This is a genomic window from Brachybacterium sp. P6-10-X1 (genome assembly GCF_001969445.1).
In the GTDB taxonomy this organism is placed as follows: Bacteria; Actinomycetota; Actinomycetes; order Actinomycetales; family Dermabacteraceae; genus Brachybacterium.
Window position 1 is genome coordinate 2,902,083 of sequence record NZ_CP017297.1, and the last position, 15,340, is coordinate 2,917,422.

Below are 15,340 nucleotides of genomic sequence, written 5' to 3' on the forward strand. Positions count from 1 at the left end.
TCACGCTCACCGCGTGAGCCTCCACGTCGCCTCTGCCCTACCGGCTCGTTTCCACCTGTGGTGGGCCGTCTCCACCCTCGGGTCCGCAGGGAGCGCGATGCTGTCCTTCGCGGTGATCTGGCTGGCGACCGGTCACGGGGCCGGCGCCGTGGCACTGGTCAGCACCCTGTCCGTGCTGCCGCCCGTCGTCCTGCTCCTGCTCGGCGGGGTGCTCGGGGACCGTCACGGCCCGCGGCGCCTGCTCACGATGACGAGCAGTGCGCAGTGTCTGACCCTGCTCGCACTGCTCGCCATCGCGCAGGGTGACACCGGTGTCCTGCTCCTGGCGGCGATCGCGGCCACCAGCTCGGTGATCACCGCTCTCCAGCAGCCCGCCGCGCTGGTCTACCCTCGGCTGCTGATCGCCTACGAGGACCAGCTCGCCCGTGCTCTCGCCCGCATCTCGGGGAGCGTCAGCGCCGCGCGCATCCTCGGCGTCGCCGCGGGAGGCGCCCTCATCGCCGCCGTTCCCCTGCACGTCGTTCTTGCGGCGAATCTGCTGATCGCAGGCATCTTCCTCGTGGTGCTCCGGACGCTGCGCCCGCGAGGGGATGCGAGCCCGGCGGATTCCCGGGGGCGCGACGGCGGGGTCTGGCACGCCGTGGTCGACGGGATCCGCTCGGCACGTGCGCTCCGCGTCGGTCCGCTGCTCGGGGCCGTCGCACTGGTGTGCTCCGCGGTGATGCCGGTGGTGGCCGTCGTACTGCCGTCCTCGGCGCGCGCGCAGGGGTGGAGCGCCGCTCAGGCGAGTCTCCTGGAGTCGTCATGGGCCGGAGGGATGCTCTCGGTGACGCTGCTGATCTCCGTCACCGGCACCCTGGCCCGGCCCCGGCGCGCTCTCGTCGGCGGGCCGCTCGTCATCGCGATCGCCCTGGTCATTGTCGCGCTCCCCCTGGACGTGCCGTGGGCGCTGAGCACCGCCGCAGTGCTCGGTGCCGGGACCGCCCTGTTCACCACGCACGTCGCCCCCGCCCTCCTGCGGCGGGCGCCCGCCGGCCAGATGGCCCGCTTCCAATCGCTCACGGCCCTGGTGCAACTGGCGCCGGCGGCGCTGCTGAACGGTGTCTTCGCAGCCCTCGCGGGGTCCGGGTGCGCTCTTCTTGCCTTCCTCCTCGCGGCGGGACTGGCCGGCGGCGCCGCTGTCATGGTCGCTCGCGTGGTGAGGGAGAGCGCGGAGATTCTCCCGGCGTGAGCGGGGTGCGTGAGCTCTGTCGGGGCCAGATCCTACGATGTCGGCGTCCACACCGCCCGTGGCACCGCCGCATCACCACACCGCCCGAGGGAGAGCCCGTGACCGCCGCCGAGGATATCGTCGAGACGACCGAGCGCCTGGACTTGCGCAGGGCCACCCTCGAAGACGTCCCGGAGCTGTTCGCCATCCTCTCGGACTCCCGAGTGTGGACGCATCTGCCCTCCGGCCGCCACACGGCTCCGGAACGGACGGCGCAGTCCGTGGAGACCTGGATCGCCGGGTGGCGGAAGGACGGCATCGGGACCTGGGTGGTGCGCGAGCGTGACACGGAGGAGGTCGTCGGATACGGCGGGATCTCGGACCTCGGCGGCGTCGCCTGGAATCTGGGCTACCGCTTCGCGCCCGACGTGCAAGGGCACGGATATGCGACCGAACTCAGCCGCCATGCGCTCGACCGCGCGCAGCACCTGTCGCCCGAGCGCGCCGTCATCGCCTACCTGCTCGAGCACAACATCGCATCGGCGGCCGTGGCCCGCAAGGTCGGCCTCCACCTGGTGGACCGGGGCCCGGATGCCGGAAATCCCGACCCGGACGCGGTGCGCCTGGTCTACGCCGACCGGGAGCTGAGCGCCGAGGAACTGGCAGCGGCTCACCGCTGAGCTGCCCTCACCCGCCCCGGAGCGAGCGCGGGTCGAGGTCGCGCCAGCCCTCCGGCAACGTCGTGGGGCGCACATCCGCCCCGGGCACCCACTGCTCCCAGTCGGCGTCGAACGGCCACGTGCCCTCGACGAACACCTCTCGCAGGCGGGATCCCTGCTCTCGGATCCGCTCCACCTCGGCCGACGTGGTTGCTCCGATCCGGTGCAGATACTCGAGCTCGTCGTCGTCCTTGAACGAGACGTCCCACGAATCGGTGTCAGGCATCCCGACGCCGACGACGTCGAGCACCCAGTCCTGCGTGTCGAACCCGATCGGGGAGCGCTGCCAGGGGCATTCGAGGTTCCCGTACCAGTCCCCGATCCAGGAGCGGCCGTCGTGCCATCGCCAGATCGACCAGTTCTCCCCGTGGGGGTGGACCCGGATCACCGTGGCGCCCTTCCAGGTCTTCTCCTCATGCGTGCCGTCCCAGGCCAGCGGCGCGACCAAGCGATCTCGCGGCCCCTCCGCCCGCCCTGCGCGGCGGGCCATCCCCGATCCCACCGGGGTGGTGACCACGGCGTACGACGCGGAATCGACCAGGACCGTTCCAGCGACCGCGAAGCTGGGCGCCGGCGCCGCCGAGGGGCGGTTCCGGATGCTGCGCAGCGCGATGCCCGTCCCCGGGGCGAAAGGGGCGAGAGGCGGATCGGGCTCCGGGACGGGGACGCGCTCGGAGAACGTCATGCCTCTGTCCCGTCGACGCGTCGGATCACGAACTCCAGCGGCAGCTGGGCGGTCAGGTCCTCGATCTCCTGGTTCCGCAGGGGTTCGCCGTCGACGGTAGGCAGGTCGAGGTAACCGCGGCTGATGCGGTGCGTGAGGTGCGTGCCACCCTTCGGGGCCTCGCCGTCGCGCCGCACCCGCCAGCTCCCGGGGTCCTCGAGCAGCTGTCGGGCTCCGTCCCGGGTGGCGGGGCATGCCACGAGGGCCGCCCACAGCTCGGCGTCGGTCATCTCGACCAACTGCTCGGGCGACAGTGCGTGATCCGGCACGGACAAGGCGGTGGAGACCAGGTCGCGCAGCACCGCGACGGGCAGAACGTCCGCGCGGGAGCGCTGGGCGCGGGCCTCGGCGGCGACCAGGCGGGCGAGCTCGGCGGCGGTCTCGAGGTCGGTGTCCACGGTGCCGCCGTCCAGGCGCAGACGGGGCAGGAGTTGCGAGGGCATGGTGCGGGTCCGCCCGTGGGCCTGCCCGCTGCGCAGGAAGGAGTCGAGGTGGTCGAGCTTCATGGTGCCCGGTCGGCTGCCCAGCGGCGAGGGGGACTCCCCCTCGTCGATCGCGATGATCTGCTCGGGCGTGATGCCGTTCGGCTCGAGCAGCGGGCCCATCTCCAGGATCCGCTGGTGGGAGAGGTCGTGGTGGTCCAGGCCCTCGATCCCCTCGAGCGTGTGGCTATAGGGCAGGTGGCCCACGTCGTGCAGCAGGGCCGCGGCCCGGGACGCCTGGTCATCGGGGGCGAAGTGCGCCACCAGGGCGAGCAGCCCGAGGGAGTGCTCGAGCCGCGAGTAGGTCTGCGTGGTCGTCAGCGCCGCGGCCCCGGCATGGGCGATGTGGGCCAGGCGGCGCACGCGGGCATGGTCCAGCAGCCTGCGCTCGAGGGGGCTGAGCTCCACCTCGAGCCGCCACAGGGGGTCGAACCAGCGGCCGTCCAGCCCCAGGGTGTCGGCGGCATCGGCCGCATTCGTCGTCGTCTCCACGAGGAACAACGCTAATGCGTCACGGCGCTGCCAGGGCGCCGGCCCGCAGATCCACCACCCGCCGCGCGGTCAGCCCGCGTCGGCGGCGAGCCACTGCGCGAGGGTGACCTCGTCGACGATGCCGTCGGCGGGGACGAGCCCGCCGCCCGCGATCCCCCGCCCCAGATAGGGCAGCTGCCCCAGGAGACGGGGCCGGCGCCCGCCGATGCTGCCGCGGGCCCCGAGGATCGCGCGGGCGACCTCGCGGGTGGTCGCGACCTCCGGACCGCGCAGCGTCAGGGTGCGCGAGTGCGGATCGGCGGCGGAGTCCTCGAGCTCGTCGGCGATGTGGGCGGCGGCCCTCTCGGCGGACAGCGCCGCCATGGTCATGGTCGGCAGCACCGAGACGGGGCCGATCGAGGCGCGGCGCACCATCTCGTCCATCAGCTCGAACCACTGCGCGGACCGGATGATCGTGACCGTCTCGCCGCTGTCCGTGTACACCTGCTCCTGCGCGGCCTTGCCCTGGTAGTAGCCCATCAGGCGGTTCACGGCGGGGTCTGCGGCTCCGGCGATCGAGACGCATGCGATCCGTCCGATCCCCTCCTGCCGGGAGGCGCGGACGACGTGCTGCGCGGTGCCCTCGAAGAAGGCGCGGGCGGTGGCGGCGCGCAGCGCTTCGATGTTCAGACAGTCCACGACGACGTCGGCCCCGCGCAGCGCCGCGCGCAGCCCGACGCCGGTACGGGCGTCGACACCGCTGCGGCGGCTCGCCCGGCGCACGTCGTGGCCCCGCCCCTCGAGCTGCTCGGCCAGGAGCGAGCCGATGGTCCCGCGAGCGCCGAGCACCGTGAAGATCATGGACCTCATCGTCCTCCGACGGCCGACGGGCGGCAAGGGCGGCAAGGACGGTAAGGACGGCAAGGACGGCATGGCCGCGACGGCACCGTCCGGGCCCCGAGGCCTACGATCGATCCATGGTGCCGACCCCGATCCCCGTCCCGCCCGCCGAGCACATGACCTCGCTCGAGGCAACGGCACCGCCCGGTCACGCCCTCGGCCGCCTCGCGTACGTCGACGCGACCGCCGGCGTCGCCGGGGACATGCTGCTGGGGGCGCTGGTCGATGCCGGCGCCGACCTCGACGGGGTCCAGCGGGTGCTCGATGCCCTGGTCCCGGGCTCGGTGCGCTTCGTCCGCCGCGGGGTGGACCGTGCCGGTCAGCGCGCCACCAAGGTGGACGTCGAGGTGCTGGTCGAGGATCCGCCGCATCGCACCTGGGCCTCGATCCGCGCGATGCTCGAGCGGGCGCGGGCTTCGGAGGAGGTGCCCGCCCGCACGATCGATCTGGCGCTGGCGGTGTTCTCCCGACTGGCCGAGGCGGAGGGCGCCACCCACGGGGTGCCGCCGGATCAGGTCCACTTCCACGAGGTGGGGGCGCTGGACTCCCTGGCCGACGTGATCGGGGCCTGTGAGGCCTGGCGGCGGCTCGGCATCACCGCGGGCGTGGGCAGCGTGATCGCGGTGGGCAGCGGTCGCATCCGCGCCGCGCACGGCGACATCCCGGTCCCCGTCCCGGCCGTGGCGCGGCTCGCGCAGGGATGGCCGACGGTGGCCGGCGAGCTGCTGCCGCCGCGCGGTCACGACCCGGCTCACCACCACGCCCATCCGCACGGCGAGGGCGACCGCCCGCCGCACGAGGACCACGGCCCCGACGCGACGCACGCCCCGCACCACGGCACCGACCCCGCATCGGGCGACCTCGCCGTCCCGGACTCGGACGTGGCCGTGCCCGAGCACGTCGCCGGCGGTCCTCACGAGCACGGCGGCCGACGGGTCCCGCCCGGCGTCGCCCCCGGCATCGGCGAGCTCGCCACCCCCACCGGGGTCGCCCTGATGCGGGGCCTGGTCGGCTTCGCAGGACCACAGCCGATGCTGTCGACCGAGGCGGTCGGCATCGGCGCCGGCACCAAGGACACCCCGGGCCGGCCGAACGTGGTGCGGGTGGTCGTCGGCCGCCCCGGATACGGCGAGGCCGACCTGGCCGGCTCCCACCAGGGCGACTCCACGGAGCATCGCACTGAGCACCGGGCCGAGCATCCGGTCGGGACGACGTCGGCCGCCCCCTCGGCGCTGGCGGCGTCCGAGCTGCCGACCGGACCGGCCGCAGCGGCCGCGTCGAGCGGGACCGCCGCCGACGCTCATGACACCCCGACGTCGGCCCTGCAGCTGGAGGCGAACGTCGACGATCTCGACCCGCGCCTGTGGCCCGGCGTGCTCGAGGAGCTGTTCGCCCACGGGGCGCTGGACGCCTGGCTGACCCCGATCACCATGAAGCACGGACGTCCGGCCGTCACGGTGCACGCCCTGGTCAGGGAAGAGTCCGCGGGCAGCACGGCGGCGCTGCTGATGGACCGCACCGGGACGCTCGGGGTGCGGATGCACCGGGTGGAGCGCGTGATCCGCACCCGCGAGTTCACCGAGATCGAGGTGCGCGGACAGAAGGTCGCGGTGAAGATCGCCCGCGACCGCGATGGTGCCGTGGTGCGGCGCGAGCCGGAGTTCCGGGACGTCGCCGCGGCGGCCCGGGTGCTGGGGATCAGCGAACGCGCGATGCTCGATCTGGCGAAGGAATCCACCACGGAGCTGACGGATCCGCGCCCGTGATCGATACTGGGCAGGGACCGCCCCCGCTCCCTGGAGGTTTCCATGGCTGCCCTGTCCGACACGATCACCCAGGCCATCGACCGCGCCCGCAAAGCCGAGAACGGACGCCACGCCGAACTGCTGATCAACGACGGCCCGCTGCGGCAGACCGTCATCGCCCTGAAGCAAGGCGTGCGACTGGCCGAGCACAACTCCCCGCCCGCCGCGTCGATCCAGGTGATCCGCGGCGCCGTGAGGGTCACGGGCGAGGAGGAGGCCGTCCTGGAGACCGGCGTCGTCGAGGCCCTGACCCATCACCGTCACGCCGTCGAAGCGCTGGACGACTCCGTGTTCCTGCTGACCACGGTCACCTCCGTGCCCGGGTCGGAGAGCCACGGCGGGCACATGAGCACCACCGGTGAGCTCCTCCCCGTGCGCGAGGAGGAGATGACCGAGACCGAGCAGGCCACCGCGCACGCGGAGATGGACCACGAGTCCGGCGGCGGCCGCACCGACCGCTGAATCCGGTCGGGCCCCGCACACCCGCCTGAGCTCCTACCGCTCGTTCCTCGCAGAACGTCGCTCAGGCCGTCCCGTCGCCCTGACCGGCCAGCCGCAGCCAGGTGTCCACCACCGTGTCGGGGTTCAGGGACATCGAGGTGATGCCCTGCTCCATCAGCCAGTGCGCGAGATCGGGGTGGTCGGAGGGGCCCTGCCCGCAGATGCCCACGTACTTCCCGGCCGTCCGGCAGGCCTCGATGGCGCGGGAGAGCATGAACAGCACGGCGGGATCACGCTCGTCGAAGGCGTCGGCGACCAGGCCGGAGTCGCGGTCCAGGCCCAGGGTCAGCTGGGTCATGTCGTTCGAGCCGATGGAGAAGCCGTCGAAGTGCTCGAGGAACTGCTCGGGGATCGCGGCGTTCGAGGGGATCTCGCACATCATGATCACCTCGAGATCGTTCTGCCCGCGCACCAGGCCGTGGCCGGCCAGCAGGTCGATGACCCCTTTGCCTTCGGCGGGCGTGCGTACGAAGGGGATCATGAGCTTCACGTTGGACAGCCCCATCTCCTCGCGCACGTACCGCAGCGCCTCGCACTCCATCGCGAAGCACTCCGCGAAGTCCTCCGAGAGGTACCGGCTCGCCCCCCGGTACCCGATCATCGGATTCTCCTCGTGCGGCTCGAACAGGCTCCCGCCCAGCAGGTTCGCGTACTCGTTGGACTTGAAGTCGCTCATCCGCACGATCACCGGCTCCGGAGCGAAGGCGGCAGCGATCGTGGCCACCCCCTCCGCCACGCGCCGGATGAAGAACTCCCGCGGCGAGGCGTAGGCCGCGACCCGAGCGCTCACGTCGGCCGCGAGGTCCGGCTCCTCGGTGCGCAGACGGTCCAGCTCCAGCAGGGCGCGGGGATGGATGCCGATCTGGCGGTTGACGATGAACTCCAGCCGCGCCAGGCCCACGCCGGCGTGCGGCAGGCGGGAGAAGGCGAAGGCCTGCGCCGGGGTGCCGACGTTCATCATGATCTTCGTGCCCAGCTCGGGCATGGCGTCCACCTCGCTGGTGGCGACGGTGAAATCGAGCGTCCCGTCGTAGACGAAGCCGGTGTCGCCCTCGGCGGCGGAGACGGTGACCTCCTCGCCGTCGGCCAGCTCGCGGGTCGCGCCGCCGGTGCCGACCACGGCCGGGATCCCCAGCTCGCGGGCGATGATCGCGGCATGGCAGGTGCGCCCGCCGCGGTTGGTGACGATGGCGCTCGCGCGCTTCATGATCGGCTCCCAGTCGGGATCGGTCATGTCCGCCACCAGCACCTCGCCGGGGACGAACTCGTGCATGCGATCGATCGACGTCATCACCCGCACCGGGCCCGCCCCGATCTTCGCGCCGATCGCCCGGCCCTCGACGCGGACGTCCCCGCGGCCGGTGAGCTGGTACTTCTCCAGGGTGCCGCCGGCGCGGGACTGCACGGTCTCGGGGCGGGCCTGGAGGATGTACAGCTCGCCGTCGGCTCCGTCCAGGCCCCATTCGACGTCCATCGGCCGCCCGTAGTGCTCCTCGATGATCAGCGCCTGGTGGGCGAGCGCCGTGACCTGCTCGTCGGTCAGGGACAGCCGCGTCCGCTCGGCGGGGTCCACCTCGATGAACTCGGTGGTGCGGCCGACGGCGGGGTCGTCGGTGTAGACCATCTTGGTGGCCTTCTCGCCGATGGTGCGCTGGAGGATCGCGGGACGATCCTCCCGCAGGCCAGGCTTGTACACGTAGAACTCATCGGGGTTGACCGCGCCCTGGACCACGCCCTCCCCCAGCCCGAAGGCGGAGGTGATGAACACGGCCTGGTCGAACCCGGATTCGGTGTCGACGGTGAACAGCACACCGCTGGAGCCGAGGTCCGAGCGGACCATCTTCTGCACCCCGGCGCTCAGCGCCACCGCGGCGTGCTCGAAGCTGTGGTGGACGCGGTAGGCGATCGCCCGGTCGTTGTACAGCGAGGCGAAGACCTCACGGATCGCCCCGAGCACAGCATCGATGCCGCGCACGTTCAGGAAGGTCTCCTGCTGACCGGCGAAGGAGGCGTCGGGCAGGTCCTCCGCGGTGGCCGAGGAGCGCACGGCGAACGACGCCTCGGCGCCGCTGCCCGCCGCGAGGCGCTCGTAGGCGGTGCGGATCTCGGCCTCGAGCCGTTCGGGGAAGGGCTGGGCGACCACCATCTCGCGGATCTCGCGGCCGGCGGCGGCCAGCGCCACGGTGTCCTCGGTGTCGAGTTCGCTCAGCTGCTTCTCGATCCTCTCGGCGAGCCCGGTGGCGCCGAGGAACTCGCGATAGGCGTCGGCCGTGGTGGCGAAGCCGTCGGGGACCTGGACGCCGAGCCGGGCGAGGTTCGAGACCATCTCCCCCAGCGAAGCGTTCTTGCCGCCGACCTGCTCGAGGTCGGTCATCCCGAGGTCGGAGTACCAGCGGATCGTGGTGGTCATGTCGGGCTCCTTGAGACGGCGGCGCTGCCGCGGCGGGGGTGGTCGAGGACTGTCAGCTGCGGGGCCGACGAGCGGTGAGGGATTGGAGGATGCGGGTGGACATCTCCTCGACGGAGGTCGCCGAGGAGTCGATCGAGGGGACGCCGTAGCGGCGATAGAGGCGACGGGCCCCCTCCAGCTCCCAGCGGGTCTGCTCCAGCGAGGCGTAGCGGGAGTTCGCACGGCGCTCACCGCGGACCTCCGAGAGCCGCCGGGCGGAGGTCTCCAGACCGAAGCAGCGGTCGGCGAGCTCGGCGATCGCGCCGGGCAGGCGGTCGTTCTCGAAGTCCTCGTCGACCAGCGGATAGTTCGCGACGAACAGGCCGTGCAGCAGCGCCAGATACATCGAGGTGGGGGTCTTGCCGCAGCGGGAGGGGGCGATGAGGATGACGTCGGCCTTCTCCAGCGCCCGCACGGACTGGCCGTCGTCGTGCTCGATGGTGAACTCGACCGCCTGCATGCGGCGGTTGTACCGGCCCATGTCGCCCACGCCGTGCAGGCGGGCCGGGGCATGGTCGCCGCTGACCCCGAGCTGGGCCTCGAGCTGGGCCAGGGGCCCGGAGACGAAGTCGACGACGGTGGCGCGGGTGCGCAGCAGCACCCCGCGGACGGCTTCGTCGACGGCGGTGAGGAACACGATCGGGGGTGCCGGGCCGTCGGCGGCGGCATCGAGCATGGCCAGCACCTTCTCCGCTTCCTCCAGGGTGCGCAGGAACGGGACCCGGTGGCGCTCGAAGGGGATCGACGGGAACTGCAGCAGCAGGGCGTTGCCCATGGACTCGGCGCTGATGCCGGTCGAGTCGGAGACGAAGTAGACGGGCACCGACGGCTTGTCAGGCATCGACGGCTCGTCGGGCATCGACGGCTGGTCAGGCATCGACGGCTGGTCAGGCATCGGCCACCTCCTGTCTCTGGCATCGTCGCCGGGATGGGCACACCGTACCGACGGTTTGCACGGGGACCAGGCCCGACGGCGTGTCCGTGTCCCAGTTCACCTGTCCGGGGCCGCGACGTGCACGAACCCTGGCGGATCGGTGCGCGTTCGGTCACGACCGGGCACGGGCGCGGGCCGGGAATCCGCGCAGCCGCCCCACAACCGACTCACCCCAGGCGACCTCTACGTTCTCGGTCCCACGAGCGACGGTGGCACCGCGAACGCAGATCTCGAAGGACAGATCCGGCGAGCGGCCCACCAGGCCTCACGGGCAGGGGCCGGGCCAGGGGCTCGAGTCAGGCGTGCTCGAGGATGCCGACCAGGAACTGCTCGTTCGCCGGGCGCAGGTCCCAGGTGGAGAAGCGCTGGGCGAGGCGCAACCGGGCCGCTTCGGCATCGGCCGCGAAGTCGTCCAGGTCGTACCCCCGATCGAGCCCGAAGCCGACCACCAAGCGCCCGTCGTCCGCGAGGTGCTCACCGAGACGGGCCAGCGCCGGTCGCCGCTCGCTGCCCGCGAGGAAGGTGAGGACGTTGCCGGCGCTGAGGGCCAGGTCGAACTGCTCGCGACGGCCTTCCGCGTCCCGCACGTCGAGCTCGGCAAGGTTCCCGACCTCCCAGCGAGCCGCAGGGTGGTCCTCGCGCGCGACGTCGATCAGGTGCGCATCGAGGTCGACCCCGACGACGCGGTGGCCGGCGCGGGCCAGGTGCCCGCCGAGGCGTCCGTTTCCGCAGCCGGCATCGAGGATCCGGGCGCCGCGCGGGGCCATGGCGTCGATCAGCCGGGCCTCGCCGTAGATGTCCTGGCCGGAGGCCTCGATCCGTCGCCAGCGCTCGGCGTAGCCCCGGGCGTGCTCAGGGTTGCGACGCACCGCGGCGACCCAGAGATTCTCGGCCGGGCCGGGGCCCGAGGCGGTCGACGGGCCCGGCTCCCGCCCCGGACCCTGCCCCTGACCCTGACCCTGAGCCGGCCCCTGACCCTGACCCGATGCGGCCAGAAGGTCGTCGGATGATGATGGCCGGGCGTCGCCGAAGGGAATGCTCATGGTCCCATCGTGCCCCACCCGGCCGTGCACGGGTCTCGGCAGCGGCCGCCCACGGTCGTGGTGCCCACAAGGCCTCCGACGAGATGGGGCCCTTCTCGCCTCCGAGTTCTGCGCAGTCGTTGCCACAGCCTGCCATGGGAACAACTGCGCAGAACTCGGGGGCGGAGAGGCGGGCAGGCGGCTGGCAGGGGGCGGGCAGAGGGCAGAGGGGGCGGGGATCGGCATGGCGGTGGCCGACCCAGCTCAGCCGGCCCGCCCCGTCCACTCAGCCGTCCGCCGGCCCGGCCCAGCTCAGCCGCCCGCCGGCCCGGCCCGCTCAGCCGCCCGTCGGCCCGCTCCACCCGCTCAGCCGCCCGCCGGCCCGGCCCGCCCCGTCCACTCAGCCGCCCGCCGGCCCGGCGCGCTCCGTCCGCTCAGGCGGCCATGCGGGAGTCGTCGCGGATCTGGCCCACGAGCTCCTCGAGCATGTCCTCCAGGGTGACGATGCCGACCACCGCGCCGTCCTCGCCGGTGGCGGCACCGAGGTGCGCGCCGGTGCCCTGCATGGTGGTCAGCGCCTGACGCAATGGCTCGTCGGCGCCGATCTCGGGCAGGGCGCGCAATCGCTCGGCCGGGATCGGGTCGTCCCGGTGCTCCTGCACGGAATCCAGCAGATCCTTGATGTGGACGTAGCCGGTCAGTCGCCCGTCGGCCGCCCGCACCGGGAAGCGGGAGAAGCCCTCGACGGCGGCCGCCTCGGCCTCGGCGGCAGTGACTCCCTCGGGCAGGAACGAGATCCGGTCCAGCGGGATCACGAGGTTGGCCACGCTGCGGGCCTCGAAACGCAGCGCCCCCAGCAGGAGCGCCTCGTCGTTGTCCTCCAGCAGCCCGCCCTCGCGGGACTCGCTGACCATCGCAGCCACCTCGTTCCGGGTGAACACGCTGGTCACTTCGTCCTTCGGCGTGACGCCGAGCATCCGCAGCACCAGATTGCCGATGGAGTTGAGCAGCCACAGCAGCGGGCGCAGCACCGTCACGATGCCCATCAGCAGAGGTGCCAGGATCAGTGCCATCCGCTCCGGGCCGGCCAGCGCGATGTTCTTGGGCACCATCTCGCCGAAGACGACGTGGAGGTAGGTCACCAGCGTCAGGGCGATCACGAAGGAGATCGGATGGACCAGCGCACCGGGCACACCGATCGCCTCGAACGGTGGTTCCAGCAGATGGGCGATGGCGGGTTCGCTGATCGCGCCGAGCGCCAGCGAGCACACGGTGATGCCCATCTGCGCGCCCGCCATCATCAGCGAGACCTGCTCCATCGCCGAGATCGTGATCCGCGCCGCCCACTTGCCCTCGAGGGCCTTGGGCTCGATCACGGAGCGACGGGCGGAGATCAGCGAGAACTCCGCGCCGACGAAGAAGGCGTTCAGCGCCAGCAGCAGCAGGGTCAGGCCGAGGCCGAGTCCGGTGCTCATCGGCTCACCTCGCTCGTCTCGGCCGCGGGCATCGCATCATGCTCGGCCGTCACCCTCTTCTCGTCGGTGTTCCGGTCCGGGTGCTTCTCCGTGGTCCGGTCCGTCTCCGCATCGTCGCCCTCGTCCGCGGCCGGTTCGACCTTCACGTGGACGGTCTCGATGCGCATGCCGTCGACCTCGGTGACCTCGATGCGCAGCTGCGCGAGCTCCTCGCCGGGGACCGGATCGGTGTCGACGACGATCTCGTCGCCCACCTCCGCGAGACGTCCGAGCTCGAGGGTGACCAGGCCGGCCAGGGTGTCGTAGTCCTCGTGCTCGGGCACGGTGACGCCGAGGCGCTCGGTGGCCTCGTCGGGGCGCATCCGGGCGTCGAGATCCCAGGAGCCGTCGGGCTCGGGGGTGTCGTCCCTCTCCTCGTCGTGCTCGTCGCGCACCTCGCCGACGATCTCCTCGACCAGGTCCTCGAGCGTGATCAGGCCGGCGTGGTCGCCGAACTCGTCGACCACCACGGCCATCTGCAGGCCGCCGCCGCGCAGGGTGTCCATGAGGTCGTCCAGCGGGACCGTGTCGGGCACGAAGGTGGCGGTGCCCATGACCCCGTCGACCCGGGTGGTGGACCGCTGCTCGAAGGAAACGGCCAGGCCGTGGCGGATGTGCGCGACCCCGGAGATCTGGTTCTGGTCGGTCAGCACGGGGAAGCGGGAGTGACCGGTGGTGCGGGCCAGCTCCAGCATGTCCGCGACGGTGTCGTCCTCGTCCAGGGAGTCCATCCGCCCGCGCGGGACCATCGCGTCGTGGGCCCGACGGTCGCCGAAGGCGAGGGTCCGCTGGACCAGCGAGGCGGTCTCCTCCGCGAGAGCGCCCTCGTCGGCCGAGCGCTTGACCAGGGCCGAGAGCTCCTCGGCGCTGCGGGCGGAGCCGAGCTCCTCCTGCGGCTCGACGCCGAGGGCTCGCACCACGGCGTTCGCGTTGCCGTTGAACAGACGGATCGGCAGACCGAAGATCGTGGTGAAGAGCCGCTGGAAGCCGACCACCAGCTTCGCGGTGCGCAGGGGCTGGGCGATCGCCATGTTCTTGGGGACCAGCTCGCCGAAGATCATGGTCGCGCCGGTGGCGAGCACGAGAGCGATCGTCACCGAGACGGAGCGCGCCGCGACGGTGCCGAGGCCCATGTCCACCAGCGCCGGGCTCACCAGAGCGGCGATCGCCGGCTCCGCGAGGAAGCCGATGCCCAGATTGGTCACGGTGATGCCGAGCTGTGCTCCGGAGAGCTGGGTGGAGAGGGTCTTCATCCCCTCCAACACGCCGCCGGCGCGCTTGTCGCCCCTGTCGACGGCGGCTTCGACGTCGTTGCGGTTGGCGGTGATCAGGGAGAACTCGGCGGCGACGAAGCCGCCGCAGGCGAGGACGAGCAGAAGTCCGATGCCCAGGGATATGAGGGGACCGATCAGGTCCATGGGGGGATCCCCCCGGTCAGTGCGTGTCGTGTCAGGCCCGAAGGCCTGGGACTGTCACTGGGGGCGTCGCTGGCGGCGCTCATGGTCTCCTGGTGCTCCTCATGATCCGCTCCGGCTCTCGGTGCGGGATGACGAAATGCTACAGCGCGGTCCCTGGGCGTGGGAGGGGTCGTGGATGCGAGGTCCGACGCACAGGGGCAGCCTGCGCCATCCGCGCTGGGACGAAAGTCCGGGCTCGGCGAATCCACGGGCGCCGTACGAGCGGGGAGGCGGTTGACGGGAAGAGTCTGCTCACAGGACGACCGTGGGCGCGACGTCCGGGTTCAGCGTGCGGGGCGCTCAGCGGCCCGGCGCCGCAGGAAGCTCGCGACCGCACGCAGCTCGATCTCGTCGACCGCGTGTCCGAGGTGCGGCCGGCGCTCCTCCTCCACACGGGTGTGCGCGGCCAGGAACTCGCGCGTGGCCTCCTCCGTCTCGGGATCGACGTGAGGGTCGAGCCCGCCGTGGCCCCACAGCACGGGCGGGGCGACCTCGGCGAGCGCGGCGTCGCCGGGCATCGGGGCCGGGAAGGGGGCGCCGGAGAGCTGGACGACCCAGTCTAGGGCGCGGGGGTCGCGTCGCAGCAGCTGGAGGGCGAGGAATCCTCCTTGGGAGAAGCCGATGGCGCCGGCCGCGGACGTCCCCCGTGCCGCCTGCTCGGCGATCCAGGTCTCGACGGCGGTGGCCGAGGCCTCGAGGGTCTCGGGGCGTGCAGCGTCCAGCGGCCAGTCCATCCAGGCGTAGCCCTGCACGTAACGATAGATGCCGCGCAGGGAGGCGTAGGTGAAGTCGGTCGGCAGGAACGGGACCAGGCCGGTGAGGTCCTCCTCGTGACTGCCCAGGCCGTGCAGGAGGATGACCAGCGGCTTGTCGGCCGCGCCGCCCTCCGGCCCGTCGGCCTCGGTGCCGGGCGGGTCGAGCCGCACCACGGCGGATTCATCGATGCGCGGGGAGATCAGCTCGACCGACGGGGGCTGGGGCGAGGTCGTGGTGGTCATCATGGACCGAGGCTACGTGGACGGCCTGCCCGAGGTGCCCGGTCGACGGGTCAGCGGACAGGGAAGGACCCGCAGGTTGCGCATCTGCGCTGGTCGGATGGACGGTGTCCGACCCCTGCGGGTCCCGGCAGCTCGGTGGTATTCGCTGCACGTC

Annotated in this window: 13 protein-coding genes; 4 read left to right on the forward strand and 9 right to left on the reverse strand. The window is 72.3% G+C overall.

Translation table 11 applies throughout. The features are described from left to right. The first annotated feature begins 13 nt into the window (after positions 1–13). Positions 14–1,231, forward strand: coding sequence for an MFS transporter (locus BH708_RS13120; RefSeq protein ID WP_157235951.1), 1,218 nt, complete (start codon positions 14–16; stop codon positions 1,229–1,231). A 98-nt stretch (positions 1,232–1,329) separates the two neighbouring features. Next, a complete protein-coding gene (locus tag BH708_RS13125) occupies positions 1,330–1,890 on the forward strand; it encodes a GNAT family N-acetyltransferase (protein ID WP_083713578.1) in 561 nt (186 codons plus the stop codon). Between the two features lie 7 nt (positions 1,891–1,897). Here the strand turns inward: BH708_RS13125 and BH708_RS13130 are convergent, their stop codons facing one another. The 3 genes from BH708_RS13130 to BH708_RS13140 all read right to left on the reverse strand — a co-directional run bounded on the left by BH708_RS13130 (position 1,898) and on the right by BH708_RS13140 (position 4,467). Continuing rightward, on the reverse strand, positions 1,898–2,614 hold the full coding sequence (locus BH708_RS13130; RefSeq protein ID WP_076809320.1) for a DUF402 domain-containing protein: 717 nt from the start codon (positions 2,612–2,614) through the stop codon (positions 1,898–1,900). Beyond that, positions 2,611–3,627, reverse strand: a complete 1,017-nt coding sequence (locus BH708_RS13135) for an HD domain-containing protein (RefSeq protein WP_216639470.1) — start codon at positions 3,625–3,627, stop codon at positions 2,611–2,613. The genes BH708_RS13130 and BH708_RS13135 overlap by 4 nt, the downstream gene beginning before the upstream one ends. A gap of 69 nt (positions 3,628–3,696) precedes the next feature. Then, positions 3,697–4,467, reverse strand: a complete 771-nt coding sequence (locus tag BH708_RS13140; protein ID WP_076809322.1) for an SDR family oxidoreductase — start codon at positions 4,465–4,467, stop codon at positions 3,697–3,699. A 116-nt stretch (positions 4,468–4,583) separates the two neighbouring features. Here BH708_RS13140 and BH708_RS13145 point away from each other — a divergent pair, with 116 nt between their 5' ends. Both BH708_RS13145 and BH708_RS13150 read left to right on the forward strand, forming a co-directional pair. Further along, positions 4,584–6,272 (forward strand): LarC family nickel insertion protein, encoded by a 1,689-nt coding sequence (locus BH708_RS13145; RefSeq protein ID WP_256386286.1) that lies wholly within the window; start codon positions 4,584–4,586, stop codon positions 6,270–6,272. 42 nt (positions 6,273–6,314) lie between these two features. Further along, on the forward strand, positions 6,315–6,773 hold the full coding sequence (locus BH708_RS13150; RefSeq protein ID WP_076809324.1) for a hypothetical protein: 459 nt from the start codon (positions 6,315–6,317) through the stop codon (positions 6,771–6,773). Between the two features lie 61 nt (positions 6,774–6,834). On the opposite strand, the gene ppsA is transcribed toward BH708_RS13150, so the two are convergent. From ppsA to BH708_RS13180, 6 genes are all read right to left on the reverse strand, one after another. After that, entirely contained in the window at positions 6,835–9,222 is a 2,388-nt protein-coding gene (gene ppsA, locus BH708_RS13155) for a phosphoenolpyruvate synthase (RefSeq protein WP_076809326.1), read from the reverse strand. Positions 9,223–9,274: 52 nt separating this feature from the next. Beyond that, positions 9,275–10,156, reverse strand: coding sequence for a pyruvate, water dikinase regulatory protein (locus tag BH708_RS13160; protein ID WP_371329818.1), 882 nt, complete (start codon positions 10,154–10,156; stop codon positions 9,275–9,277). Positions 10,157–10,491: 335 nt separating this feature from the next. Then, positions 10,492–11,238, reverse strand: a complete 747-nt coding sequence (locus BH708_RS13165; protein ID WP_083713581.1) for a class I SAM-dependent methyltransferase — start codon at positions 11,236–11,238, stop codon at positions 10,492–10,494. A 413-nt stretch (positions 11,239–11,651) separates the two neighbouring features. Continuing rightward, positions 11,652–12,692, reverse strand: coding sequence for a hemolysin family protein (locus tag BH708_RS13170; protein WP_076809328.1), 1,041 nt, complete (start codon positions 12,690–12,692; stop codon positions 11,652–11,654). Beyond that, the gene (locus BH708_RS13175; protein ID WP_083713583.1) at positions 12,689–14,149 is read right to left on the reverse strand and encodes a hemolysin family protein; all 1,461 of its coding nucleotides are present in this window, start codon (positions 14,147–14,149) and stop codon (positions 12,689–12,691) included. The genes BH708_RS13170 and BH708_RS13175 overlap by 4 nt, the downstream gene beginning before the upstream one ends. A gap of 323 nt (positions 14,150–14,472) precedes the next feature. Next, positions 14,473–15,189 carry an alpha/beta hydrolase gene (locus BH708_RS13180; protein ID WP_253705323.1) on the reverse strand — a complete coding sequence of 239 codons (717 nt, stop codon included), beginning with the start codon at positions 15,187–15,189 and terminating at the stop codon, positions 14,473–14,475. Positions 15,190–15,340: the final 151 nt, after the last annotated feature.

Excerpts from the sequence above, each read along its gene's own strand:
- BH708_RS13130 (WP_076809320.1), bottom strand. The coding sequence starts at position 2,614 with ATGACGTTCTCCGAGCGCGTCCCCGTCCCGGAGCCCGATCCGCCTCTC.
- BH708_RS13140 (WP_076809322.1), bottom strand. The coding sequence starts at position 4,467 with ATGATCTTCACGGTGCTCGGCGCTCGCGGGACCATCGGCTCGCTCCTG.
- BH708_RS13145 (WP_256386286.1), top strand. The coding sequence starts at position 4,584 with ATGGTGCCGACCCCGATCCCCGTCCCGCCCGCCGAGCACATGACCTCG.
- BH708_RS13150 (WP_076809324.1), top strand. The coding sequence starts at position 6,315 with ATGGCTGCCCTGTCCGACACGATCACCCAGGCCATCGACCGCGCCCGC.
- ppsA (WP_076809326.1), bottom strand. The coding sequence starts at position 9,222 with ATGACCACCACGATCCGCTGGTACTCCGACCTCGGGATGACCGACCTC.
- BH708_RS13160 (WP_371329818.1), bottom strand. The coding sequence starts at position 10,156 with ATGCCTGACCAGCCGTCGATGCCTGACCAGCCGTCGATGCCCGACGAG.
- BH708_RS13165 (WP_083713581.1), bottom strand. The coding sequence starts at position 11,238 with ATGAGCATTCCCTTCGGCGACGCCCGGCCATCATCATCCGACGACCTT.
- BH708_RS13170 (WP_076809328.1), bottom strand. The coding sequence starts at position 12,692 with ATGAGCACCGGACTCGGCCTCGGCCTGACCCTGCTGCTGCTGGCGCTG.
- BH708_RS13175 (WP_083713583.1), bottom strand. The coding sequence starts at position 14,149 with ATGGACCTGATCGGTCCCCTCATATCCCTGGGCATCGGACTTCTGCTC.
- BH708_RS13180 (WP_253705323.1), bottom strand. The coding sequence starts at position 15,189 with ATGATGACCACCACGACCTCGCCCCAGCCCCCGTCGGTCGAGCTGATC.